Origin of the sequence: Rhodococcus sp. KRD162, assembly GCF_017168335.1 — a bacterium.
Lineage (GTDB): Bacteria > Actinomycetota > Actinomycetes > Mycobacteriales > Mycobacteriaceae > Rhodococcoides.
This window is the reverse complement of sequence record NZ_JABFAU010000009.1, coordinates 11,869-35,779: the sequence shown is the minus strand read 5'-3', so window position 1 is coordinate 35,779 and position 23,911 is coordinate 11,869. Positions and strand designations below refer to the sequence as shown.

Genomic DNA, 23,911 nt, shown 5'->3' with positions numbered 1-23,911 from the left:
CTCGAGAACCGATGGGGAGCAATCCATGCGCGGCGTCAGTGCCACCACCAGCACCGGTATGAAGGGCACTGCGGTCGCAGCTGCTCTCGTGCTGGTGACTCTGAGCGGCTGCAGTTCCGACACGACCGCCATCGACCCGCTCTCTCCCGATTCCTGGCCCGCCGCCCATGCCGACGCCCGCAACAGTGGCTCGACTGCCGTATCGGTCGACACTCCCCTGACCTTGGACTGGACCCGGCCCACCGGTGGCACGGTGTCGTCGCCGGTCTCCATCGGCTCGACCGGCCAGATGTTCGTCACTGCAGCAACCGAATCCGGCTGCAACCTGTTCTCGTTCGAGATCGATTCCGCCCGCAAGCGTTGGTGCAACCGCGTCGGCCCCTCGGCGGTGACCGCAACGCCCACCGTCGACTCGGCCATCAACGTCTACATCGGCGACGACGGCGGCATGAATTCGTACAACGATCACGGGCAACTTCGTTGGCGTACACCGGTGTACGGCGTCCCCAAATCGGCCCAGTTCCTCGGGGACGGGAGCGTGGTCTCGGTCACCCAGATGGGTCAGGTCAGCGTCCTGGACTCGCAGACCGGGCACCTTCGAGTGCCGATCCTCGATCTCGTTCCCACGCCCAACTTCCTCGCCGATCCGAACACCGATTTTCTGCCGGTCGACACCGGCCTGGCCCAATGCAGCTCGGGTGGATCCGAATGCCCTGTTCCTGCGGCCCCTGCCGTCGACACCGCGACCGGAACGATGTATCTGACGCTGTGGCGTCCGGGTTCCATTGCGCCTCAACTCGTCTCGGTCACCTACAACCGCGACGGCTCGCCCGGACTGGCCGAGGGCTGGTCCTCGGATCTCCTGCCCGCGGGAGTTGCGTCGTCTCCGGTGCTGTCGGCGGACGGTTCGACGGTCTATCTCGCGGACGTGGACGGGCGGTTGACCGCCTTCGATACGACCGACGGGCACCAGAAGTGGACGGAGGGCACCGGACTCGGCATCGGGGCCTCCCCCTCGATCGCCTCGGACGGCACGATCGTCCCCGCAGGCGGCGACGGCACCCTGATCGGATTACGTGACAACGGTGATTCCGCCGAGCGCGTGTGGGTACGAGAGGACATCGTGCAAGCAGGAACGGCGGCGCAATCCGCCGACGGACACGGCCATACCGTCGTCCGAGACGGCGAGGGCCTGGCCCTGCTCACCTTCGACGCGGCGACCGGCGAAACGGTGGACTCGCAACCTGTCCCCGATGTCGTCGGTTCCACGGTAGGCACCTCCGTCGGGCCCGACGGCCAGATCGTCACCGCCGGCTACCTGGGTGAGATCTTCACCTACACCGGCTGACCGACGGCACCGGGCTCGCACACGAAGGCCACGGCAGAACGATCGAGCCGGGTGATCACGACCGACAACGCCACGGCCCCTCGAAGCCTCAGCCGCGGTCGAAGCAATGCCGGATCCACGTCGACCCCGCGAACGAGAATCTCGACCGAGCCGCAGTCCAGCCTGCTCAGTTGCTGACGCAACACCTTCTCGGAGAACTTCGACTGCTCCAGAATCCGGAACCCGCGCACCCCCGGCGGGACGGTATCGCCGGTCAGATACGCGATGCGTGGATCGAGTTGCCACAGACCGAATCTGGCCCCGTAGTGCCGCACCAAACCGGCCCGCACCACTGCGCCGTCGGGATCGACGATGTAGTCCCCCGGCGGCCGAACCGGGATCTCGTCGGATTCGGCATCGGTGATGTCGAGCGCACTACCGTCGGATCGAAGAACCGCCGCACGACGGCCGATACCGGGCTCGCTCAGCCCTTCCGACCATAGGCACGCTTCGCGTACTCCGCCGTCGAGCGAGACGACCTCGATCTCACCCGCCCAGTCGAGGGCATCGAAGTCGAGTCCGGGGGCGCACTTGACCACCAGATCGCGCCCTCGATAAGCGTCGAACAGATCCGGCAACGGAGGCTGCAGCGCGGCCGGATCGTGCCGTCGCCGGCCACCGACTCGACGGCCGGGATCTGCCACGACGACGGTCCCGCGGGTTGTCGGGGTCAACGCGTCGGCACGCAGTACTGCGGCATCAGGGACGTTGTGTGCGGCCATGCGAAGACGAATCGGATCGAGATCGCTTCCCAACGCCAGCTCGGCCGATCCGACCAACACCGCGAGTTCACTGCCGATAGAACAGGTGACGTCGTGCACCCGCCGTCCGGCCAGCCGGACAGCCCGCCTGCGCGCCACGATCGTCGGCGTTGCCTGTTGGACGGCCTCGTCGGTCACCAACCAGTGGTCGGCATCGACCAACTTCGCACGCGCCTTGCGGCGAACGGTGACGGTTTCGATCACGGCACCGAATTGGTCAGGAAAACGAGTCCGCACCGACGCGATATCGCGCACCGATGTACGCGCTGTCAGCTCGAGTCGATCCACGGCGTCGAGAGCGCCTGCACCGGCCTCGCTTCGCAGGAAGTCGAGGTCGGTGCCGGTGAACTCGTAGCCCACTACCGAACTCGCAGTCGGCCGGCGGCGAGGGCGGGGCCGATCAAGCGCGAGGCACAGGCTTGGTGCCGGTGATCATCACGTTGTAGAACAGTCCGCGCGGAACCACGTGCTGCAGCACGTTCTCGTCGACCCAACTCAATGTCTTCCAGCCACCGAAGGCGAACTTGGCCCAGTTCCAGCCCAGCTTGCCTGCGGGAACAGCGGCTTCGAATGTCCGCACCGGCCAACCGAGCAGTGCGGCGGCGAACTCCTCGGTGTTGGCCTGTACCTGCTCGGCTCCGGCCGCCAACGCGATGTTCTCGAGATCGGTCGGGTCGAACGTGTGCAGGTCGACGACGGCCTCGAGTGCTGCTGCCCGCGAGGACTCGTCGAGCTCCTCCTGCGGCTTGCGCCAGTCCGCGAGGAACGGCAACTTGGTGACGCGAGTGGTCGCTTCCCAGGTGATGCGCCCGAGCCAGCGAGCGTAGAAGTTGCCCACCGTGGTCGGTTCACCCGCGAAGACGAACCTGCCGCCGGGTTTGAGCACACGCAGTACCTCACGCAGGGACTGTTCGACGTCCGGGATGTGATGCAGCACAGCGTGCCCGACGACGAGGTCGAAGGTGTCGTCCTCGTACGGAATGGTCTCCGCATCGGCGACGCGGCCGTCGACGTCGAGTCCGAGGTGTTCGGCATTGCGCAGGGCGACCTTCACCATTCCGGGAGAGAGATCGGTGACCGAGCCCTTCTCGGCGATGCCTGCCTGCATCAGATTGAGCAGAAAGAAACCCGTTCCGCAGCCCAGCTCGAGTGCGCGCCCGTACGGCAGAGCCGACTGGGCCGACGGGTCGCCGGAGACGGCCTGATCGAATCTTCCGCGGGCGTAATCGATGCAGCGCTCGTCGTAGGAGATCGACCACTTGTCGTCGTAGGTCTCGGCTTCCCAATCGTGGTAGAGCACCTGCGCCAGTTTGGTGTCCGACCGTGCGGCTTCGACCTGCTCGGCAGTGGCGTGCGGGTTCGGGGCCGGATCGACAGTCCGATCCTCCGCCTCGACCGACACACTCGAGATCGATCTATTCACACCGTCGTGGGGGCTTGCAGTCATCAGGCGAGCCTACTATCCGGTAGCTGGAGAACAACTCTTCTCGGCCATCGACGATGTTCACCTACCGGTGAACCTCGCTTTACCCGGCCCGTCGGCCACGAACGACGTCATTCCGATCGTGCGATCCTCGGTGGCGAACAGGGCCGCGAACTGCTGAGCTTCGATGCGAAGACCGTTGGTGAGGTCGACATCGAGCCCTTGGTCGATCGACGCCTTCGCTGCAGCGAGCGCTCGCGATGCACCGGTGGTGAACTGGGCCGCCCATGCCCGCGCCGCGTTGTACACCTCGTCGGGAGCGACCACCTCGTCCACCAAGCCGATGCGCAGCGCCTCCTCCGCGCCGACGAACCGCCCGGTGAAGACCATGTCCTTCGCACGACTCGGCCCGATCAGCCGAGCCAGTCGTTGAGTTCCGCCGCCGCCGGGGATCACCCCGAGCAGCACTTCCGGGACTCCGAACTTGGCGTTGTCGCCGGCAATTCGACGATCGGCCCCGAGCGCGACCTCGAGCCCGCCGCCCAGTGCGTATCCGGTCACTGCGGCCACGACAGGCTTGGGGATGGTGCTCAGCGAGCCGAGTGCGGACTGCAGGTCGCCCGCGATCTCCGCCATCTCTGCCGCAGACAAGTTCGCCATCTCCTTGATGTCGGCACCGGCCGCGAACACTTTCTCGCCGCCGTAGACGACGACCGCCTTGATCTCGGCATCGACCGTGGCCTGACGCGCCGCAGCGCGAATCTCCTCCTGCATCTGACGATCGAGAGCATTCATCGGCGGACGATCCAAGCGGATGGTGCCGATACCGTCGGAAACCTCGAGATTCACGAACTCAGCCATGTGCGGAAGGCTACCGGGCCGACTCCGGACGATCCGACCAGGGATGTCGCACTCCCGCGTAGTAGGCATCGTCTCCGTCGAACAGCACCCGGACTGCGCCGTCTTCGCGGATCAACGTCGGCAGGACCGGCGCTATCCGACGTTCGTGATCGACGACCTCGGCGACAGTGGCGAAACGCGACAACTCGTCCAACTGACTCCACGTCGGCGGCAGCAGGATGGTGTGGCCGGCGCGCCAATCCGCCAGCGCGTCACCCGTCGAACGCCAGCTCACCGACGCAGCCTCGCTGGTGTCACCGTCCGCGATCTGGCCTTCCGGCAGGACCGCGACGAAGAACCGGGTGTCGTACCGACGCGCTTCGCCGACCGGCGTGATCCAGTGTGACCACGGCCGGAGCAGATCGGACCGCAGCACCAGATCGTGAGCGGTCAGAAACTCTGCGAACGAGAGTTCACGCCGCTCGAGCCTGCCCCGCTCCGCCGTGAAGGGAGCGGTGTCGGCAACGATCGAATCCGGGGTGGACCCGGCCAGTAGCACCCCGCACTCCTCGAACGTCTCTCGCGCCGCCGCACACACGAGAGCCTGCGCCTTGCCCTCGTCGGTTCCGAGGCGCTCGGCCCACCAGGACGGCGGCGGGCCGGCCCATCGGACGTCTGCTGCCGCGTCGGACGCGTCGACGCCGCCACCGGGAAAGACCGTCATACCGCCCGCGAACGCCATCCCACCGACGCGTTCGAGCAAGAACACCTCGACCTCGGTCCGTGATCGACTGTCGCGAATCAGAATGACCGTCGCCGCGTCGCGGGCAGGGACGTGATCGGCAGCACCGTTCGAGCTCATGTCGGCAACGTACCGCTGCACCGAGCAGCTCGATCCGGCGGCACGGGCTAGCGCCGATGCGCTCCGGCAGCGCGGGTACGGCGGGCGAAGAACCGGCCGTCGACGCGATCGAGCGAGATCGACTGGCTGAACGCCTCGGTCAGGTTCTCGGCCGTGACGACGTCGTCGACCAATCCCTGCGCCACCACGCCGCCTTCCTTGAGGAGCAGCGCGTGACTGAACCCAGGGGGAATTTCCTCCACGTGATGGGTGATGAGCACGGTGGCAGGCGCGTCCGGGTCGGCCGCGAGATCGGCCAATCGTGCTACCAGTTCCTCCCGACCACCCAGGTCGAGGCCTGCGGCGGGCTCGTCGAGCAACAGCAGTTCGGGGTCGGTCATCAGAGCGCGCGCGATGAGAACCCGTTTGCGTTCCCCCTCGGAGAGGGTTCCATAGGTGCGGGTGGCGAGATGTTCGGCACCGAGACTCTCGAGCATCTCCACCGCCCTCTCGGTGTCGACCGCATCGTATTTCTCGCGCCAGCGCCCGAGCACCGAATACCCGGCGGAGACCACCAGATCGGACACGAGTTCGTCGGCCGGAATGCGATGCGCCAGTGAGGACGAGGACAGGCCGATCCGCGGTCTCAGTTCGGAGACGTCGGATCTGCCCATCACCTCACCGAGAACGTGGGCTGTACCCGAGGTGGGATGGATTTCGGCCGCCGCGATGCGGAGCAACGACGTCTTTCCGGCACCGTTCGGTCCCAGGACGACCCATCGTTCGTCCAGTTCCACCTTCCACGTGACGGGTCCCACCAAGGTCACCCCGCCGCGGCGGACGACAACGTCGGTGAAATCTACGAGCAGGTCGGGATCCGGTTCAGACACGACGCCTATCTTCTCGCACATCCGCTGCGCATTCACGGCAGGATATGCACGCGTGTCGCGCAATGACGATCTACCTCCCAGCCCGCACCCGTCGGTCGACGGTGAATCCAGCCCCAATCCGCCTGGTTCGCCGTTCCCTCTGGGTGCCACGGCGATGCCAACTGGTACACAATTTGCAGTCCACGCGCCCGAGGCCGAGGGCGTCGAAGTGTGCCTGATCGACCCGCAGGGTGGCGAACGCCGGGTAGAGCTGGCCACCCGCACCTTCGGGGTTCGACACGCGTTCGTCCCCGGAGTCCGGCCCGGCGACCGGTACGGCTTCCGTGCGCACGGCACCTGGGATCCACACTCGGGGCGTCGGTTCAACGGCGCAAAACTTCTGCTCGATCCCTCCGCGCGACAAGTGACGGGAGGCTTCGGAGACCCGGCTGCCTCGTTGGCGTACGTCGACGATCCGTTCGGGGCACCGAGTTCTGTCGATTCGCTCGGCCACGTACCCGTCGCCGTGGTACGCGCACCGCTGACCGGCCCCGACCGACCTGCGCGGCCGGACGTCCCCTGGGACCGAACCGTCCTCTACGAGTTGCACGTGGGATCGTTCACCGCCCGCAATGACGCTGTGCCGGAGAATCTTCGCGGAACCTACCTCGGCCTGACCCAACCCGCGGTACTCGAACATCTCGCGCGCATCGGCATCACCTCGGTGGAGTTGCTGCCGGTGCAGACCACGTTCACCGAGCCCGGCGTGCGTGCGCGTGGAATGCGAAACCACTGGGGCTATTCGACGGGAGCATACTTTGCGCCGGACCCGCGTTTCGCTGCCGTTCCCGGCCAGGAGGTCGAGGAGTTCGCCGCAATGGTCGACGCGTTGCACGCCGTGGGAATCGAGGTGATCCTCGACGTCGTCTACAACCACACGTGCGAATCCTCGGTGGACGGCCCCTCGATCAGCTGGCGGGGGTTGGATGCGCCCGGCTACTACCTGCTCGACGGACGCGGATCGGACGTCGATCTGACCGGTTGCGGAAACACCCTCGATTCCGCCTCGCCCGCGGTGGTGCGCATGGTGTGCGACAGCCTGCGGTACTGGGTTCAGGAGATGGGTGTGGACGGCTTCCGATTCGATCTCGCCAGCACTCTCGGCCGGCCCGGGGGTTGGCGATTCGATACTCGCGCACCGCTGTTGACGGCCATCGCCGTCGATCCTGTTCTGTCGCAAGCCAAACTGATCGCCGAACCATGGGACGCCACCGGAGCCGGCTACCAAGTCGGCAACTTCGGCGTTGCATTCTCGGAATGGAACGATCGCTATCGCGACACGATGCGCGGCTTCTGGGCAGGTCATCACGGCGTGCGTGACGTGGCATCGCGGCTGGCCGGTTCGGAAGATCTGTTCGCGGGCGGCGGTCGCCTGCCATGGGCATCGATCAACTTCATCACCGCGCACGACGGGTTCACCGCCCGAGACCTGGTGTCCTACCAGGACAAACACAACGAAGCCAACGGCGAACAGAACAGGGACGGAACCGACAACAACTCGTCCGTCAATCACGGCGTGGAGGGGCCGACGGAAGACAAGTCCATCCTCGACGCACGCGGTCGCCATGTTCGTGCCCTGCTGGCCACACTGACACTGTCGACCGGAACGCCGATGCTGCTCGCCGGCGACGAATTGGGCCACACTCAGGCCGGCAACAACAACGCGTACTGCGTTCCTGAGGACACACCGGCCGCGGATGCGTGGGCCATCGACTGGGATGCCGCTGATCAGAACATGATTCGCTACGTCGGCCGATTGCTTCGTATCCGCGCGAGTGCACCGACCCTTCGGCAGCAGGAGTTCTTCACCGGCCGAGCAACGCCGACCGGTCGGCCCGATCTGGTGTGGTTCGATTCCGCCGGAACGGAATTCGACACCGCTCGCTGGAACGACGATTCGATACGGACCATCCAAGCCTGGGTCGACGGCTCCGACGTCCGGTCCTACGCTTCCGACGGCGGCCGCGTCGACGATGCGAGTTCGTTGCTGATTCTGCATTCGGGCGGACCCGCGGAGATCACTCTGGCGTGCCCGAGTTGGTCGACCTCGCGTTTCGTCCCAGTACTCGATTCCGCCAATCTCGACGGGGTTCCCTCCGATACCGTTGCGCTGGAAGCCGGTTCGACGATATCGGTAACCGGATCCACGGTGCTGGTGTACCGCAGCGCAGGCAAGTGAGTCATGAACAGCTGTATCAGGGGACCGACTCCGAGCGCGTAGAGCACAGTTCCCAATCCGAGCGTGCCGCCGAGCAACCAACCGGTGAGCACTACGGTCGATTCGATCCCGGTGCGAGTCAGCCGAATCGACCACCCGGTCCTGTGCACGAGGCCGGTCATCAATCCGTCTCGGAGCCCCGGCCCCATTCCGGCACCGATGTAGAGCGCGGTGGCGAACGCGTTGATCACGATCCCCGACACCATCGCCAGTGCTCGAATCACGATCCCGTCGAGATTCGGCAACATCGCGGTGGTCGCATCCACGGCGAGCGCGATCACCACGACGTTACTCACGGTTCCCAGGCCCGGGCGTTGGCGCAGCGGTATCCACATCAGGAGCACCACCACTCCGGTGATGGCGGTGATGGTTCCGAAACTGAGCGGGAGGTGGCTTTCGAGACCCTGGTGGAGTACATCCCACGGATTGACGCCGAGGCCGCCGGCGATCATCAACGACATCGACGCCCCGTACAGCCACAGCCCCACGTAGAGGGCAATCAGTCGAGAGGGCAGCCGCCTACCGACGACCGAGCGAAACGGTGAGATGAACATGGGTTCAGTCTCCGCACTGCTGGATACCATCTGCATAGCCACTTACACGACAGTGGACCTTTGTCTGGGATAGCTCCGCTATCGGGGAACCGCGATCACCGTCGTCGAACCGGGTGCCACTTCGGTGAAGCCGGCATCTCGCACGGCAACGGCCTCGCCGCGCCGCACTTCATCCATCGCACGCGCCCACTGACGGGAGTCGGCCGAGCGGACCGAGCACCGATAACCTGCCGCGGCCCATTGTCGACACTGGTCCACGCTCATCGCCCCGGCGAGCAACATCGAGGCGTGTCCCACTTGAGCCGCGGCCTTACCCACCGTCATGGACAATGAGGCATCCACCCACAAGACCGGACCCTCCGAGGGCGAGGGCTCGTCCTCGGCCGGTACGTCCGTGCCACCGATCTGCAGGCGCTTGATCCGCGGATCCAGATCCCCGACTCGGCCTGGCACGAATGCCCGTGCCGACGCACCACCGATGTCGACAGTGACGCCCGGGACATCCTGTGACGCGGCCCACTGCGCGTCGCGCGCTCGCCGGGCGACTTTGCGAATCCGAGCCGATGTCCAGTCGGTGAAGGACTCGTGCCACGAAGCACCCACTCCCACACGCGGATCGAGGCACAGCATGACCGTGGCCGTTGCCGCTGCCTCGAGCAACTCGAATCGCAACGGCGGATCGGCCTTGGGAATGTGCAACACCAGCGGCATGGCCAGAACGTCCGCCGAATCGGCTGGATCCTCTGCCCCTCCGTACCCACGAGCGAGCGCGCCATGACGCGAGGCGAACGTGTTGTCCGAGGAGAATTGCTCCTCGTCACTCCGGTCGGCCACGTCGATGTCCACCTCCGCGAACTCGGGACCTCCGGCCACGGACTCGCCCGTCACAGGATCGGGATGCGGCGGACTCCCCCGTCGACTGCGTCCGCGGCTTCGATTTCGTTGCGGGTGACACCGAGTATGAACAGCACAGCGTCCAGGTACGGATGCGAAATGGCGGTATCCGCAATCTCTCGCAACGCCGGCTTGGCATTGAATGCAACACCCAGACCTGCCGCGGTCAGCATGTCGATATCGTTGGCACCGTCGCCGACTGCGACGGTCTGGTCCATCGGCACGCCGGCTTGGGCCGCGAACTCCCGTAGCGCCGTCGCCTTCGCCGCGCGATCGACGATTTCTCCGGTGACCCGCCCGGTGAGCTTTCCGTCGATGATTTCGAGCGTGTTCGCTTTGACGTAGTCCAGTTCGAGTTCGTGCGCGAGCCCTTCGATGACCTGACGAAAACCTCCAGATACGACGCCGCAGGCGAACCCGAGTCGTCGAAGGGTCCGGATGGTCGTGCGAGCGCCTGCCGTCAGCGCGAGACTCTCACCGACTTCGTCGATGACCGATTCGTCGAGACCTGCCAGCGCGGCCACCCGCTGTTCGAGCGATTCCGTGAAGTCGATCTCGCCGCGCATGGCCGCCTCGGTGACCGCGCGGACCTCGTCTTCGCGGCCGGCACGAGCCGCCAACATCTCGATGACCTCGCCTTGCACCAGCGTGGAGTCGACATCGAAGACGATGAGCCGCTTGGATCGACGCGCGATCCCGGCTCGTTCCACGGCGATGTCGACACCGATTCCCGCCGCGATCGCCGCGAGACCGGTGCGCAATTGCACGTCGGCATCGGGCGAGGTGTCGGTTGCCGTGACCTGCAGTTCGAGGCCGGTCACGGGGTAATCGGCAATTCCTCTGATGGAGTCGATATTGGCACCTTGACGGGCCAATTGGCGCGAGATGGCACTGAAGGCCCGTGCGGTGACAGGTCGGCCGAGAACCACGACGACGTGGGTGGCCAATATCTGTCCGCCGGCCCGCGAGGTTCCGATCTCCACGTCGACATGCACACCGACCGTGGCCATGGCGTCCTCGAGCTCTTCCTGCAGGGCTTCGGGATCTCGGGGACAGGTGAGCAGAACACCGAGGGTCAGTCGGCCTCGGATGACGACCTGCTCGACGTCGAGCAAGCTCACGTCGTGCCGAGACAGCGCCGCGAACAGCACCGACGTGACACCCGGCTTGTCGGGTCCCGTCACCGTCACCAGCACTGCGGTGTCGCTCGAGCTCACCGGATCTCCCTTTCGCGTGTGGCCGTCTACCGACCGGATCTTGGTCTTGCCCCGAACTTCGCTTGCCACGAGATTGTCGCAAGCGAAGAGCCCCACCCGGTAGCCGGGAGGGGCTCTCGCTGTGCTGTGAACTACTTGGGGTCGTGGTCGCCGGAGCCCTCGTGATCGCTGGTGGCGATCGGAGCCCGGCGGACCTGTTCCATCACTGCGGTGGTACTACCGCCATGTGCTCCGGGACCGACGTGCGCTTCCGCGCGCATCCGCTCGACCATGTGCGGATAGTGCAGCTCGAACGCCGGACGCTCGGACCGGATTCGCGGCAGCTCGGTGAAGTTGTGCCGCGGCGGCGGGCAGGACGTGGCCCATTCCAGGGAGTTTCCGTAGCCCCATGGATCGTCGACGGTGACGACCTCGCCGTATCGGTAGGACTTGAAGATGTTCCACACGAACGGCAGGGTCGACGCACCGAGGATGAATGCACCGATCGTGGAGATGATGTTCAGCGTGGTGAAGCCGTCCGAGGGGAGGTAGTCGGCGTAACGACGCGGCATTCCCTCGTTACCGAGCCAGTGCTGCACCAGGAACGTTGCGTGGAAGCCGAAGAACGTCAGCCAGAAGTGCCACTTGCCGAGCGCCTCGTCCATCATCCGGCCCGTCATCTTGGGGAACCAGAAGTAGATGCCTGCGTACGTCGCGAACACCACGGTGCCGAAGACGACGTAATGGAAGTGGGCGACGACGAAGTACGTGTCGGTGACGTGGAAGTCGATCGGCGGCGAGGCCAGGAGCACACCGGTCAATCCGCCGAAGACGAACGTGATCAAGAAGCCGATGGAAAACAGCATCGGCGTTTCCAACGTCACCTGACCGCGCCACATGGTGCCGACCCAGTTGAAGATCTTCACACCGGTGGGCACGGCGATCAGGAACGTCATGAACGAGAAGAACGGCAGCAGCACCGCACCGGTGGCGTACATGTGGTGCGCCCACACCGCGATGGAGAGTGCCGCGATAGCGATCGTCGCGTAGATCAGACCGGAGTATCCGAAGATCGGCTTACGGGAGAAGACCGGGAAGATCTCCGTGACGATGCCGAAGAACGGCAGCGCGATGATGTACACCTCGGGGTGACCGAAGAACCAGAACAGGTGCTGCCACAGCAGTACGCCACCGGTTGCCGGATCGAACAGATGCGCACCCAGGTGCCGGTCCGCGGCCAAGCCGAGCAGCGCCGCCGTCAGCAGCGGGAAGGCCAGCAGAATCAGGATCGACGTCACCAGGATGTTCCAGGTGAAGATCGGCATGCGGAACATCGTCATACCGGGGGCACGAAGGCAGATCACCGTGGTGATCATGTTGACGCCGCCGAGGATGGTGCCGAGGCCGGCAACGGCAAGACCCATGATCCACAGGTCGGCACCCACACCCGGCGAGTGCAGTGCCGAGGTCAGTGGTGTGTAGGCGGTCCATCCGAAGTCCGCCGCGCCACCGGGAGTGATGAACCCGGCCGTGGTGATCAACGCCCCGAACAGGTACAGCCAGTACGAGAACGCGTTCAACCGCGGGAACGCGACGTCGGGCGCACCGATCTGCAGCGGGAGGATGTAGTTCGCGAAGCCGAACACGATCGGTGTCGCGTACAGCAGCAGCATGATGGTGCCGTGCATGGTGAACAGCTGGTTGTACTGCTCGTTCGACAGGAACTGCAGGCCGGGTACGGCCAACTCGGCGCGCATCAACAGCGCCATCAGCCCGCCGACGAGGAAAAACGCGAACGATGTCGCGATGTACATGATCCCCAACACCTTGGGATCGGTGGTCGTTACCGCTTTGTGCAGAAACGACCCCTTCGGTCCCATCCGCTGCGGGAACGGCCGAGCAGCATCCACCGCGGAAGCGGGCCTGGGCGCTAGGGCAGTCACAGATCCTCCTGATTGCGCGTCGGACCCCGAACCACGAGGCGACGTCATCTAGTCGTGCGCTCCTCGAATCGTAGACCGTCGGACCGAGGCTTGCCGAACCGGTCCTACCGTGTGTCGTATTGGACGCGAACGCTGCCGCCCGAATCGAGTGATCTGCCTGCGCTGTCGGCATTTCCGTCCTCGTGGGCGACCTCGCCGCAGCCGCTGATTTCGTGAGCTCGACGGTGCCCGTTCGAGTGTTTCACCGCCGTCGCCTTCCGATACTGTGTGAAACCACCCGACCGGCGAAGGAAGTCCCGCTGTGCCATTCCATCCGCGCCACCCCCGTTCGTGCGCACCGCGCAGAATCGGCGCTGTCGCCGCAGTGTGCGTTGCCGCAGCTGTGGCACTGGCAGGTTGTTCGGACTCCGAGTCCGGCGACGACGCATCGAGCATCATCCGCACCACGACCAACATCGCCGGTGCCGGAGTGGTCGGGAACAACCGAGACACCGTCGGGCTGTGCCCCGCCCTCGCCCCACTCGATCGGACCGGCGTCGAGGGAGACACCCGACCCGTAGGCCACGCCGAGGGAATCAGCGTCATCCCGGCCGACCCTCGACGCATCGTCGTACTCGACGCTGCAGGCCTGGACGCGAGCTGCGCGGTCGGAATCTGGGAACGCGTCGTCGGCGCGGCGACGCTCGATCCTTATTTCCGCGGCGACGGAGATCAACCGCTGTACTTGGGAACCGGTTTGGCGTCCGTGCCGTCGGTCGGTCCGGTCGGCGCACCGGATATCGATGCCATCGCCGCTCTCGATCCCGATCTGATCCTGGGATCGGATTCTCTCGGACCAGATACCTACGACTCCCTGAGCGCCATCGCACCGACCGTCTTCACCGCCACCGGACAGAACTGGAAGGACACCTTCCTGCAGTCGGCGGCGGCGCTGGGTAGAGGGCAGTCCGGATTCGACGCGCTCGCCTCGTTCTCCGCCGATGCCGAGCGAGTCGGTCGCGAGATCGACGCCACTCAGACCCAGGCGTCGGTCATCCGATTCGGCGCAGACTCCATCGAGGTGGACGGGCCGGACTCGTTCGCGGGTCAGGTTCTGGCAGAGGTGGGGGTCGCGAGACCGCAAAGTCAGCGCGGCCCGGACTTCTCGATCGATTCCGATGACCTCGCGCCGGCCGAGGGCGACATCGTCTACGTTCGGTTCTCCGGTCCGGACGGCGAGAGTTTCGGTCGCGAGGTGATGAACAGCGACGCCTGGCACGATCTCGGCTCGGTCACCGACGGGCGAGTGTTCGCGGTGAACGACACGGTGTGGTCTGGTAGCGGTGTCGTCGCAGCACGAGCCATCCTGGCCGATCTGTCCGCTTCCCTGAACGCGTACGTCTCCTGAACGCCTACGTCTCCTGAACGCGAGGTTCCGTCGCCGTGCCCATCCCAGAATTCGTGCAAGCGCTGCGCAGCGTCGTCGGCACCTCTCCCCTGTGGCTCTCCGGCGTCAGTGCGGTCGTTCTCGATGACGACCGACGTGTACTGCTGACGCTGCGGGCGGACAACAACACCTGGGCCGTGGTCTCCGGAATCCTGGAGCCGGGCGAGGAACCCGCGCCCGCCGCGCTGCGAGAGATCGGCGAAGAGACCGGGGTCGAGGCCACGATCGTTCGGTTGACGAGCGTCGATGTGACCGAGCCGATCACCTATCCCAACGGCGATGTCGCGCAGTATCTCGACATCACGTTCCTCGCCCGATATGTCGCAGGCGTCCCGCACGTCGCCGACGACGAGAACCTCGACGTGGCCTGGTTCGCACTCGACGCGCTGCCGGACAATCTCACCGCGACCTCGAAATTGCGGATCGAGAAAGCCGTCGCCGACGATCCTGCGGCGTGGTTCCGCCGCTGACCTCACCCACTCACGCCGAGTTGACCGTTCCTCGGGCTCCCTCGATCGACAAAATGTGATATCACTTTAATATCATCATCGACTAGGAGGTCCCCATGTCCACACCCGTAACCGTCGCCGAGGAGCCGACGGGTACTCCAACGACCACCATCGCCGAACGCACCGGATGGGATCTGCCCGGCTGGTCGATGCTCGGCGTCGGCTTGGTGCTGTTTCTCGGCGGAATCGCCGCGTTCGCGCTCGGACTCGTGTTCTCGATCGTCGGACTCGTCGTCGGCGGAATCGTGCTGTTCGTGCTCTCGATTCCTGCACTCATGGGATTGACGCTGGTGCAACCGAACCAAGCTCGGGTTCTGCAACTGCTCGGAAGCTCGTACAGCGGTACCTTGCGCACTCCGGGATTGCGCTGGACCAATCCGTTGACCTACCGCAGGGCCATCTCGACGCGAATTCGCAACCACGAGACCGGGCAATCCAAGGTCAACGACGCCGAGGGCAATCCGATCGAGATTTCGGCCATCGTCGTCTGGCAGGTCGCCGATACCGCTCTGGCCTCGTTTCAGGTCGATGACTACGAGGAGTTCGTGGCCGTACAGACCGAGTCGGCGGTCCGCCACATCGCAGGCAGCTATCCCTACGACGCCGAAGGACGGATGTCGTTGCGGGAGAACGCCGACGAGATCACCGCTGCCATGTCGCAGGAAGTGCACGCCCGGGTGCGCTCGGCAGGCGTCGAGGTCATCGAAACCCGAATCAACCGCCTCGCCTATGCCCCGGAAATTGCTCAGGCGATGCTACGACGCCAACAAGCGGGAGCGGTGATCGCGGCGCGTCAGCAGATTGTCGAAGGCGCTGTCGGAATGGTGGAGATGGCATTGTCGAAGCTCGAGGAAAAGCAGTTCGTCGAGCTCGACGAGGAACGCAAGGCCACGATGGTGTCGAATCTGCTGGTCGTGTTGTGCAGCGACAACGACACCCAGCCGGTCATCAATACCGGATCGCTGTACCAGTGAGCCATGGTTGCCGAGCGTAAGAAGATTCTGCTCCGGCTGGATCCGGCTGTGCACGACGCCCTTGCTCGATGGGCGTCGGACGAACTACGGAGCACCAACGCTCAGATCGAGTTCTTGTTGCGCCGGGCACTGAGCGAGCAGGGTCGAATGCCGAAAGAGGCGAAGGATATTCGCGCACCGGGACGTCCACCGAATTCGTGAGCGTCCCGGTGTGCCCGGGGGCCGTCAGAAATCCCAGTCCTCGTCCTCGGTGTTGACCGCCTTACCGATGACGTACGAGGAGCCCGAACCGGAGAAGAAGTCGTGGTTCTCGTCGGCGTTCGGCGACAGTGCCGACAGAATCGCCGGATTCACATCCGTTTCGTCCTTGGGGAACAGGCCCTCGTAGCCGAGGTTGTTGAGCGCCTTGTTGGCGTTGTACCGCAGGAACTTCTTGACGTCCTCGGTCAGCCCGATCTCGTCGTAGAGGTCCTGGGTGTACTCCACCTCGTTGTCGTACAACTCGAACAGCAACTCGAACGTGTAGTTCTTGAGCTCTTCGCGCTGCGCCTCGCTGACCTTCTCGAGGCCCTTCTGGTACTTGTAGCCGATGTAGTACCCGTGTACCGCCTCGTCGCGGATGATCAGGCGGATCAGGTCCGCAGTGTTGGTGAGCTTCGCGCGCGAAGACCAGTACATCGGCAGATAGAAGCCGGAGTAGAAAAGGAAGGACTCGAGCAGCGTGGACGCGACCTTGCGCTTGAGCGGATCGTCCCCGTGGTAGAAGTTCAGGACGATCTCGGCTTTGCGCTGGAGATTGACGTTCTCCTCGGACCAGCGGAACGCGTCGTCGATGTCGCGGGTGGAGCTGAGGGTGGAGAAGATGGAGCTGTAACTCTTGGCGTGCACCGACTCCATGAAGGCGATGTTGGTGTACACCGCTTCTTCGTGGGGCGTGATGGCGTCCGGAATCAGACTGACCGCGCCGACGGTGCCCTGGATCGTGTCCAGCAGCGTCAAGCCGGTGAACACCCGCATGGTGAGTTGCTTCTCGACGGCGGTCAACGTGGCCCAGGACGGAATGTCGTTGGACACCGGCACCTTCTCCGGCAACCAGAAATTACTGGTGAGCCGCTCCCAGACTTCGGAGTCCTTGTCGTCCTGGACCCGATTCCAGTTGATTGCGGAGACGCGATCGATGAGCTTCACCATGTGTCCTATCTACCGAAGAAATCTGCCGAATACTGGCCTGCCTGAACACTACCGCTTGTGTCCGACATCAATAGCCAACACAAGATCTGTGTCGTGCGCCTTTTGCGTACCTGTAGGTGCGCAAAAGGCGCACGACGTGGGGACACCGCCCCAACCCTCGCGCCGCAGAACCTGTGCGACATCTCTCGCCACGCCACACCGATCTCGGCTGACTTCCTCGTAGCCGAACACCAGCCGCGCCCGGCCTGCGAGTTCCGCGGCATTGTCCCGTCGCCGATCTCGAAACGCGACCTCGCGCATCGAATGGAAGCGACGCCCGTCCAGACGCACCGTCACGGTGCGAGTTCCGACCCGGTACACCACATCCTCGTACAGTGTGCGTCCGTCGACCTGAACCAGACTCTGTCGCTCGGCAGCCGGAAGCCCGTGAGCCGCTTCGACGTTGGTTGCGTATTCGAGTTCGAGAATCGACTGAACTCCGTTCGCGAGCAGGTCGATGGCCTTGCCGAGCGCCGTGCAGTACGGTATGGCCGTCGGAGAGCGATCTGCTCCCGCACATCGGTCAAGCGGATGCTGCGATCGGTCACCGACGACACCAGGCTCGCGACTGCCTGCTCGGGTGTCGACTCGGACACCGCAAGGTCGATTGCGGTGTCCACCAACGTCGTCCGCGGCATCTCACCCTCGACGCCGATGTGCCGGTGCGCGCGGGATCTGTGGACGACCACTCCAGGATGGAGAGACGATCCGACGCCCGCTACCAGCCTGGTCCCGACGGTGGGGTCTTTGCGCGCCGTGGAACGCTGGTTGCGGGCGGACTTTCCGTACGGGACGGTCACATGGACCGCAGCGGTGGGTTCGGGCGGCCGAAATCCCCACTCCTCGGCCGCGGATCGATGGCTCAGCATCGCATGCCCACCTCCGTACAGAAGTGCTGCCATCAGGACCCGCTCGCGAGTCAGCGGACCGGTGAAGATGGAGTAGACGCCTCTGAGCACAGTGATCCACGCCCCGCTGTTCACCAGTCGGCGAACCCTGTTTCGACTGTAACCCAAGGCTGTGACCTGCGACTGCGTGAACAGTCCCCATTGCGTATCGATCAGAACCTGTAGTTCTCGACCGTCCCCCCGACCATCGTCCATGGCCGGTCATCGTGCCAAGTGGGTACGACATCTTTCGTCGTGCGCCTTTTGCGTACCTCCAGGTACGCAAAAGGCGCACGACGGCAGAGCGCTAGAGCATGCAGGACACGCAGCCCTCGACCTCGGTGCCCTCGAGGGCCATCTGCCGCAGACGGATGTAGTACAGCGTCTTGATGCCCTTGCGCCATGCGTAGATCTGCGCGCGGTTGATGTCGCGAGTGGTGGCGGTGTCCTTGAAGAACAGGGTCAACGACAGACCCTGATCGACGTGTTGCGTTGCAGCAGCGTAGGTGTCGATGATCTTCTCGTAACCGATCTCGTATGCGTCCTGGTAGTAGTCCAGGTTGTCGTTGTCGAGATACGGTGCCGGGTAGTAGACGCGGCCGATCTTGCCTTCCTTGCGAATCTCGATCTTCGACGCCACCGGGTGGATCGACGAGGTGGAGTTGTTGATGTACGAGATCGAACCCGTCGGCGGCACGGCCTGCAGGTTCTGGTTGTAGATGCCGTGCTCTTGCACCGAGGCCTTCAACGCAGTCCAGTCGGCCTGTGTCGGGATGGCGACGCCGGAATCGGCGAACAGCTTGGCCACCTTGGGTGTTGCCGGCTCCCAGACCTGATCGATGTACTTGTCGAAGAACTCACCCGATGCGTACTTGGAGTCGGGGAAGCCCTTGAAGTACTGCCCGCGCGCCTTCGCCAGCTGGTTCGATGCCTGGATCGCGTGGAACACGACGGTGTAGAAGTAGATGTTCGTGAAGTCGATGCCCTCGGTCGATCCGTAGTGAATACGCTCGCGCGCGAGGTAGCCGTGCAGGTTCATCTGCCCCAGGCCGATCGCGTGAGAATCGTTGTTGCCCTGCTCGATCGACGGCACAGAGAAGATGTGGGTCTGATCCGAGACCGCAGTCAGACCACGGATGGCCACCGCGATGGTCTTACCGAAATCGGGCGAGTCCATCGTTTTGGCGATGTTGAGCGAGCCCAGGTTGCACGAGATGTCCTTGCCGACATGGCTGTACGAGAGGTCGTCGTTGAACGTCGACGGCGTCGAGACCTGAAGGATCTCCGAGCACAGGTTCGAGTGAGTGATCTTGCCCTTCACCGGGTTCGCGCGATTGACGGTGTCCTCGTACATGATGTACGGGTAGCCGGACTCGAATTGCAGTTCGGCCAGAGTCTGGAAGAACTCGCGCGACTTGATTTTGGTCTTGCGGATCCGCTTGTCGTCGACCATCTCGTAGTACTTCTCGGAGACGTTGATGTCTGCGAACGGCACGCCGTAGATGCGCTCGACGTCGTACGGCGAGAACAGGTACATGTCCTCGTTCTTCTTGGCCAGCTCGAACGTGATGTCCGGGATGACGATCCCGAGCGAGAGCGTCTTGATGCGGATCTTCTCGTCCGCGTTCTCACGCTTGGTGTCGAGGAACTTGTAGACGTCGGGGTGGTGCGCGTGCAGGTACACCGCGCCCGCACCCTGACGGGCACCGAGCTGGTTGGCGTACGAGAACGAATCCTCGAGCAACTTCATGATCGGGATGACACCCGAGGACTGGTTCTCGATGCGCTTGATCGGAGCCCCGGATTCGCGAATGTTGCTCAGCAACAGTGCAACTCCGCCGCCGCGCTTGGACAGCTGCAGCGCGGAGTTGATCGACCGACCGATGGACTCCATGTTGTCCTCGATACGCAGCAGGAAGCAGGACACGGGCTCGCCGCGCTGCTTCTTACCGGAGTTGAGGAAGGTGGGCGTCGCGGGTTGGAACCGGCCGGCGATGATCTCGTCGACGAGATCGGTGGCCAGCGCCTCGTCTCCGGCCGCGAGCGTCAGGGCCACCATGCAGACACGGTCCTCGAAGCGCTCGAGGTAACGCTTGCCGTCGAATGTCTTGAGCGTGTAGGAGGTGTAGTACTTGAACGCACCGAGGAAGGTGGGGAATCGAAACTTCTTCGAGTACGCGTGGTTGATCAGGAACTTGACGAACTCGCGCGAGTACTGATCCAGCACCTCGGGTTCGTAGTAGTTCTCCTCGACGAGGTAGTCGAGCTTCTCGTCCAGATCGTGGAAGAACACGGTGTTCTGGTTGACGTGCTGCAGGAAGTACTGATTGGCAGCCTCGCGATCCTTCTCGAACTGGATCTCGCCGTTGGGGCCGTAGAGGTTGAGCATCGCATTGAGCGCGTGGTAATCCATGTCGCCGCCGCCGTGGACGGTGGGCGCTGGTGCTGCGTCGGTGATGGTCGGTGCCACGGCGAGTGCTCCTAATGTTGCGTGGTGGGCTAGTGAGTGTGGGCGGCGCGACGAACCTCGCGCTCCCAGAAGTCTTCGAGTCCCTCGCGAACCCGAAGAACGTCCTCCGGGGTACCCATCAACTCGAACCGGTACAGGTACGGGACTGCACATTTCTGCGAGATGACATCTCCCGCGAAACAGAACGAATCACCGAAGTTGGTGTTTCCGGCAGCGATGACCGCTCGAATCAACGACCGATTGTGCTTGTCGTTGAGAAACTTGATCACGCGCTTGGGGACGTAGTTGGTGTCGCGCCCGGTGTAGGTGACCCCTCCCCCGTACGTCGGCACGATGAGAACGTAGGGGGAATCGACACGGAACGTGCCTTCCGGATCACGGAGCGGAATTCGTGTTGCAGGAATGTCCAGTTTCGAGACGAAGCGATGCGTGTTCTCCGATGCGCTGGAGAAGTACACCAGTGAGTTGGAGGATCGCGGTTCCACGCTCACCGCTCACTTTCTCGCTCTGTTCAAGCGGCGTTCACGGCGAGGGCCTTGATGCGATCCGGGCGGAATCCGGACCAGTGATCCTCACCGGCGACGACGACGGGAGCCTGTAGGTAGCCGAGAGCCATGACGTAGTCGCGGGCCTCGGGGTCCTGGGAGATGTCGACGACGGAGTACTCGATTCCCGCCTTGTCGAGAGCGCGGTAGGTGGCATTGCACTGAACACAGGCAGGCTTGGTGTAAACGGTGATGCTCATGGGTGTCCCTCTTTCCCTTGTCGCCATCGGGTGCACCGATGGCGACCGATGTGCTCTGCGTGTGGCACCGAGAACATCCCCCGCTCAGGGCGACTTCGACCTGCTCGAACCCGCATTCTCAGGCTCTTCGAGTTGTGGCCTCTCGGTCGGACAAACACTACACCTTGTGTCCGACATCTGCCTACAACACGACATGTTGCGAACAACATTCATGGTATTCGCTGGTCACAGGGTTGCTCACGGGAAAAAATCGCGTCAGTTCGGCGTGTCGTACGTCACAGGCGAGGCGTGTTGTCCATCACAACGAGAGTCGACGCACATTGTGACGATCGTCATCGGCGGTCGACCATGCACGACGAGGACCCCCGGATCATATCCGGGGGCCCTCGTCGTCGATGACGTTCGCGTCAGCGCTGCCGAGCCTTGAACCGCGGCTCCTTCTTGTTGATCACGAACATCGTGCCGCGGCGACGAACCACCTGCGCGCCGGGCTTGTTCTTGAGCGATTTCAGAGAATTTCTCACCTTCATGAGCCGAGACTACATGAAAACGATTTCCGATACCATTTAGGCGTCAGGCGTTGACGAGTTCATTCGAGGCCTTGACCAACTCGGCCACCACATGGCCGATTTCTCCGGACACCTCGGCGTTCTCGCGCGGGTGAGCCGAACCGAACTTGTCGCCGGTGCCGCCGATGGAGAGCTGTACGTCCTCGAGCACCGATCCACCGGCGATACGGACCGCTTTGCTCGCGTCCTCGTGTGCCCACTTGGCCCCGTTGCCACTCGGCGATGCACTGATGACGACGACCGGCTTACCGACCATCGCGCCGGCACCGTAAGGACGCGAGAGCCAGTCGATGGCGTTCTTCAAGACGGCAGGAATGGTGCCGTTGTATTCGGGCGTGACCAACAGCAGGGCCGACGCCTTCTCGGCCGCTGCGCGCAGATCGAGCGCGGCGGCGGGGACGGCCCCCTCCACGTCGACATCCTCGTTGTAGAAGGGGACATCTCCCAGACCGTCGTACACCACGACCTCGGCACCGGAGGGTGCCACGGTGACGGCGGTCTCGGCGATCTGCCTGTTCATCGATTCGGCACGCAAGCTGCCGACGAGAACGAGTACCTGAGCGTCTGACATGAGACCTTCCTTCGAAAGTTCGGATGACGTGATCGTCTGATCGATTCTAACCATGAAAACGGACTGTGGTCCATTTATGTTCCCGCCGGGGTAAGCTGATCACTGTGACCCGCCCCATGCTGCCCATTGCGGGTGAAGACACCGAGCGATGCGACGCAGCACGCAACCGCCGCCTGCTGCTCGATGCCGCAACGGATCTGGTGGCGACCATCGGGGCCGACGCCATCACCATGGACGCGGTGGCGCACCGGGCCGGCGTGGGCAAAGGCACAGTGTTTCGCCGCTTCGGCAACCGGGCCGGGCTGATGCGAGCCTTGCTCGACCACACCGAGCAGAAGTTGCAACACGCCTTCATGTTCGGCGACCCGCCACTGGGCCCCGGTGCCGATCCGGTCGACCGGCTCGTCGCCTTCGGACGGGCGCGGCTCGAATTCGTCAGCACCCAGGGTGAAATACTCCGCGCCGCCGAGACTTCGGCCGACGGTCGATACTCCGCGCCGGCGCACATGGTGAACTTCACGCACGTGGTCTCGCTGCTCCGCGCCGCCGGCGTGGACGGAGACATCCCGCTGCTCGCACATTGGCTCCTCACACCACTGGAAGCAACGTTGGTGTTGCACCAATACCGCGATCTCGGAATGACCAAGGAGCGGCTGGCCGACGGCTGGGAAGACTTGGTACGCAGAGCAACTCGCGTCGGCTAGCCCCGCGGATCGACAGTCGGATTCACAGTCTCTCGACTGCGACGGCCGCAGCGTGCAGCGCCTCACCGTAGGAACGGCCGTGTCCGGCAGCGTGAACGGCGAGCGGGTGAAGCTGATGCAGTGGGATGCGCTCGCGCCAACCGCCTCGCAGTGACCGAACGTCGTGGTAACCCTCGATGACCGCGTCCAGTCCCGGACATCCGAACAGGGCCAACATCGCCAGATCGGTCTCGCGATGCCCGCCGTGGGCCGCCGGATCGATCAGCACCACGCCCGCCTCGGTCCAGAACACATTGCCGTTCCACAGATCCCCGTGCAGCCGACTCGGCGGTTCGCCATCGTCGAACTCCCCCGCTGCCACCCGTGCGCAGGCCGATTCGACCGTCGACGCCTCCGCCGCAGTGACGCTCCCGGCATCGACAGCGATGCGCAGAAAAGGTAGGACTCGTTCTGCTGCGTAGAAGGCTCCCCACGTGCGATGCACCGTGCTGCTCATGGGACGGGAGCCGATGAACAGTCGCCCGGTGAACGGTGCCCCGTCGGAGCCTGTCGGCGGGGCACCGAAACCGAGCGCTCCCGCAGCGTGCACGCCTGCCAGCTCTCGCCCGAATCTCTCGGCGGCGGAGCGCGTGGGTCGGGCCGCAACCAGGCGTTCGAGCTCGATGTACGTCGGTCCGAGCCCGAGCACCCGCACGACCGGCGCACCTGCCTCGCCGAGCCAGCGCAGCCCGGTCGCCTCGGCCGCGAAGAAGTCCGGATGCGCGTCGGGGTCACGTTTGACGAAGATGTCGGAGGGTGCGCTCACGACCACCGACACTACGCACGGCGCGGGTGCGGGCG

Annotated in this window: 22 protein-coding genes and 1 pseudogene; 7 read left to right on the top strand and 16 right to left on the bottom strand. The window is 64.2% G+C overall.

The window, feature by feature from the left end:
• Positions 1-25 precede the first annotated feature (25 nt).
• Positions 26-1,348, top strand: coding sequence for a PQQ-binding-like beta-propeller repeat protein (locus J1M87_RS13665; protein ID WP_206489995.1), 1,323 nt, complete (start codon positions 26-28; stop codon positions 1,346-1,348).
• Here J1M87_RS13665 and J1M87_RS13660 read toward each other — a convergent pair.
• From J1M87_RS13660 to J1M87_RS13640, 5 genes are read right to left on the bottom strand one after another with little or no spacing between them, the layout of a single operon-like run.
• Positions 1,336-2,508 carry a class I SAM-dependent methyltransferase gene (locus J1M87_RS13660; RefSeq protein WP_206489994.1) on the bottom strand — a complete coding sequence of 391 codons (1,173 nt, stop codon included), beginning with the start codon at positions 2,506-2,508 and terminating at the stop codon, positions 1,336-1,338. The two genes, J1M87_RS13665 and J1M87_RS13660, sit on opposite strands and share 13 nt — an antisense overlap.
• A gap of 40 nt (positions 2,509-2,548) precedes the next feature.
• Positions 2,549-3,595: a class I SAM-dependent methyltransferase gene (locus J1M87_RS13655; RefSeq protein WP_241256906.1), complete on the bottom strand. Its 1,047-nt coding sequence runs from the start codon at positions 3,593-3,595 to the stop codon at positions 2,549-2,551.
• 57 nt (positions 3,596-3,652) lie between these two features.
• Positions 3,653-4,432, bottom strand: coding sequence for an enoyl-CoA hydratase/isomerase family protein (locus J1M87_RS13650; protein WP_206489993.1), 780 nt, complete (start codon positions 4,430-4,432; stop codon positions 3,653-3,655).
• 10 nt (positions 4,433-4,442) lie between these two features.
• Positions 4,443-5,273, bottom strand: coding sequence for an NUDIX domain-containing protein (locus J1M87_RS13645; protein WP_206489992.1), 831 nt, complete (start codon positions 5,271-5,273; stop codon positions 4,443-4,445).
• 47 nt (positions 5,274-5,320) lie between these two features.
• Entirely contained in the window at positions 5,321-6,163 is an 843-nt protein-coding gene (locus J1M87_RS13640; RefSeq protein ID WP_206489991.1) for an ABC transporter ATP-binding protein, read from the bottom strand.
• Positions 6,164-6,194: 31 nt separating this feature from the next.
• On the opposite strand from J1M87_RS13640, the gene glgX reads away from it, so the two are divergent.
• Positions 6,195-8,360, top strand: coding sequence for a glycogen debranching protein GlgX (gene glgX / locus J1M87_RS13635; protein WP_206489990.1), 2,166 nt, complete (start codon positions 6,195-6,197; stop codon positions 8,358-8,360).
• A 671-nt stretch (positions 8,361-9,031) separates the two neighbouring features.
• Here glgX and J1M87_RS13630 read toward each other — a convergent pair.
• The 3 genes from J1M87_RS13630 to ctaD all read right to left on the bottom strand — a co-directional run bounded on the left by J1M87_RS13630 (position 9,032) and on the right by ctaD (position 12,986).
• Positions 9,032-9,841, bottom strand: coding sequence for an aminoacyl-tRNA hydrolase (locus tag J1M87_RS13630; RefSeq protein ID WP_206489989.1), 810 nt, complete (start codon positions 9,839-9,841; stop codon positions 9,032-9,034).
• Positions 9,838-11,064 (bottom strand): phosphoserine phosphatase SerB, encoded by a 1,227-nt coding sequence (gene serB, locus J1M87_RS13625; protein WP_206489988.1) that lies wholly within the window; start codon positions 11,062-11,064, stop codon positions 9,838-9,840. Before serB ends, J1M87_RS13630 begins: the two co-directional genes overlap by 4 nt.
• Positions 11,065-11,195: 131 nt before the next feature.
• A complete protein-coding gene (gene ctaD / locus J1M87_RS13620) occupies positions 11,196-12,986 on the bottom strand; it encodes a cytochrome c oxidase subunit I (protein WP_206489987.1) in 1,791 nt (596 codons plus the stop codon).
• A gap of 301 nt (positions 12,987-13,287) precedes the next feature.
• Between ctaD and J1M87_RS13615 the strand changes: the two genes are divergently transcribed.
• The 4 genes from J1M87_RS13615 (at position 13,288) to J1M87_RS13600 (ending at position 16,096) form a co-directional block, all read left to right on the top strand.
• Positions 13,288-14,373 (top strand): iron-siderophore ABC transporter substrate-binding protein, encoded by a 1,086-nt coding sequence (locus tag J1M87_RS13615; RefSeq protein WP_307830809.1) that lies wholly within the window; start codon positions 13,288-13,290, stop codon positions 14,371-14,373.
• A gap of 35 nt (positions 14,374-14,408) precedes the next feature.
• Complete coding sequence (locus J1M87_RS13610) at positions 14,409-14,882, top strand: NUDIX domain-containing protein (protein ID WP_206489986.1); 474 nt, start codon at positions 14,409-14,411, stop codon at positions 14,880-14,882.
• Between the two features lie 95 nt (positions 14,883-14,977).
• Positions 14,978-15,895, top strand: coding sequence for an SPFH domain-containing protein (locus J1M87_RS13605; protein ID WP_206489985.1), 918 nt, complete (start codon positions 14,978-14,980; stop codon positions 15,893-15,895).
• A gap of 3 nt (positions 15,896-15,898) precedes the next feature.
• Positions 15,899-16,096, top strand: a complete 198-nt coding sequence (locus tag J1M87_RS13600; protein ID WP_206489984.1) for a hypothetical protein — start codon at positions 15,899-15,901, stop codon at positions 16,094-16,096.
• 24 nt (positions 16,097-16,120) lie between these two features.
• Here J1M87_RS13600 and nrdF read toward each other — a convergent pair whose 3' ends face one another.
• The 7 genes and pseudogenes from nrdF to J1M87_RS13565 form a co-directional block, all read right to left on the bottom strand.
• Complete coding sequence (gene nrdF, locus J1M87_RS13595) at positions 16,121-17,086, bottom strand: class 1b ribonucleoside-diphosphate reductase subunit beta (protein ID WP_008717549.1); 966 nt, start codon at positions 17,084-17,086, stop codon at positions 16,121-16,123.
• A gap of 48 nt (positions 17,087-17,134) precedes the next feature.
• A pseudogene (locus J1M87_RS13590) lies at positions 17,135-18,228 on the bottom strand (type IV toxin-antitoxin system AbiEi family antitoxin domain-containing protein).
• A gap of 91 nt (positions 18,229-18,319) precedes the next feature.
• Positions 18,320-20,482, bottom strand: a complete 2,163-nt coding sequence (gene nrdE, locus J1M87_RS13585; protein ID WP_206489983.1) for a class 1b ribonucleoside-diphosphate reductase subunit alpha — start codon at positions 20,480-20,482, stop codon at positions 18,320-18,322.
• Positions 20,483-20,511: 29 nt separating this feature from the next.
• Positions 20,512-20,973: a class Ib ribonucleoside-diphosphate reductase assembly flavoprotein NrdI gene (gene nrdI / locus J1M87_RS13580; protein WP_206489982.1), complete on the bottom strand. Its 462-nt coding sequence runs from the start codon at positions 20,971-20,973 to the stop codon at positions 20,512-20,514.
• Between the two features lie 20 nt (positions 20,974-20,993).
• Positions 20,994-21,227 carry a redoxin NrdH gene (locus J1M87_RS13575; RefSeq protein WP_206489981.1) on the bottom strand — a complete coding sequence of 78 codons (234 nt, stop codon included), beginning with the start codon at positions 21,225-21,227 and terminating at the stop codon, positions 20,994-20,996.
• Between the two features lie 407 nt (positions 21,228-21,634).
• Entirely contained in the window at positions 21,635-21,757 is a 123-nt protein-coding gene (ykgO, locus tag J1M87_RS13570; RefSeq protein ID WP_206489980.1) for a type B 50S ribosomal protein L36, read from the bottom strand.
• Positions 21,758-21,800: 43 nt separating this feature from the next.
• On the bottom strand, positions 21,801-22,367 hold the full coding sequence (locus J1M87_RS13565) for an NAD(P)H-dependent oxidoreductase (protein ID WP_206489979.1): 567 nt from the start codon (positions 22,365-22,367) through the stop codon (positions 21,801-21,803).
• Positions 22,368-22,471: 104 nt separating this feature from the next.
• On the opposite strand from J1M87_RS13565, the gene J1M87_RS13560 reads away from it, so the two are divergent.
• Positions 22,472-23,071, top strand: a complete 600-nt coding sequence (locus tag J1M87_RS13560) for a TetR/AcrR family transcriptional regulator (protein WP_206489978.1) — start codon at positions 22,472-22,474, stop codon at positions 23,069-23,071.
• A 22-nt stretch (positions 23,072-23,093) separates the two neighbouring features.
• On the opposite strand, the gene J1M87_RS13555 is transcribed toward J1M87_RS13560, so the two are convergent.
• Positions 23,094-23,882: a fructosamine kinase family protein gene (locus tag J1M87_RS13555; RefSeq protein WP_307830812.1), complete on the bottom strand. Its 789-nt coding sequence runs from the start codon at positions 23,880-23,882 to the stop codon at positions 23,094-23,096.
• Between the last annotated feature and the right edge of the window lie 29 nt (positions 23,883-23,911).

What these genes read in the sequence shown, in the direction of transcription:
- J1M87_RS13645 (WP_206489992.1), bottom strand. Translation starts at nt 5,273, where the DNA reads ATGAGCTCGAACGGTGCTGCCGATCACGTCCCTGCCCGCGACGCGGCG.
- J1M87_RS13640 (WP_206489991.1), bottom strand. Translation starts at nt 6,163, where the DNA reads ATGTGCGAGAAGATAGGCGTCGTGTCTGAACCGGATCCCGACCTGCTC.
- J1M87_RS13600 (WP_206489984.1), top strand. Translation starts at nt 15,899, where the DNA reads ATGGTTGCCGAGCGTAAGAAGATTCTGCTCCGGCTGGATCCGGCTGTG.
- J1M87_RS13650 (WP_206489993.1), bottom strand. Translation starts at nt 4,432, where the DNA reads ATGGCTGAGTTCGTGAATCTCGAGGTTTCCGACGGTATCGGCACCATC.
- J1M87_RS13605 (WP_206489985.1), top strand. Translation starts at nt 14,978, where the DNA reads ATGTCCACACCCGTAACCGTCGCCGAGGAGCCGACGGGTACTCCAACG.
- ykgO (WP_206489980.1), bottom strand. Translation starts at nt 21,757, where the DNA reads ATGAAGGTGAGAAATTCTCTGAAATCGCTCAAGAACAAGCCCGGCGCG.
- J1M87_RS13665 (WP_206489995.1), top strand. Translation starts at nt 26, where the DNA reads ATGCGCGGCGTCAGTGCCACCACCAGCACCGGTATGAAGGGCACTGCG.
- J1M87_RS13565 (WP_206489979.1), bottom strand. Translation starts at nt 22,367, where the DNA reads ATGTCAGACGCTCAGGTACTCGTTCTCGTCGGCAGCTTGCGTGCCGAA.
- J1M87_RS13655 (WP_241256906.1), bottom strand. Translation starts at nt 3,595, where the DNA reads ATGACTGCAAGCCCCCACGACGGTGTGAATAGATCGATCTCGAGTGTG.
- J1M87_RS13575 (WP_206489981.1), bottom strand. Translation starts at nt 21,227, where the DNA reads ATGAGCATCACCGTTTACACCAAGCCTGCCTGTGTTCAGTGCAATGCC.
- nrdF (WP_008717549.1), bottom strand. Translation starts at nt 17,086, where the DNA reads ATGGTGAAGCTCATCGATCGCGTCTCCGCAATCAACTGGAATCGGGTC.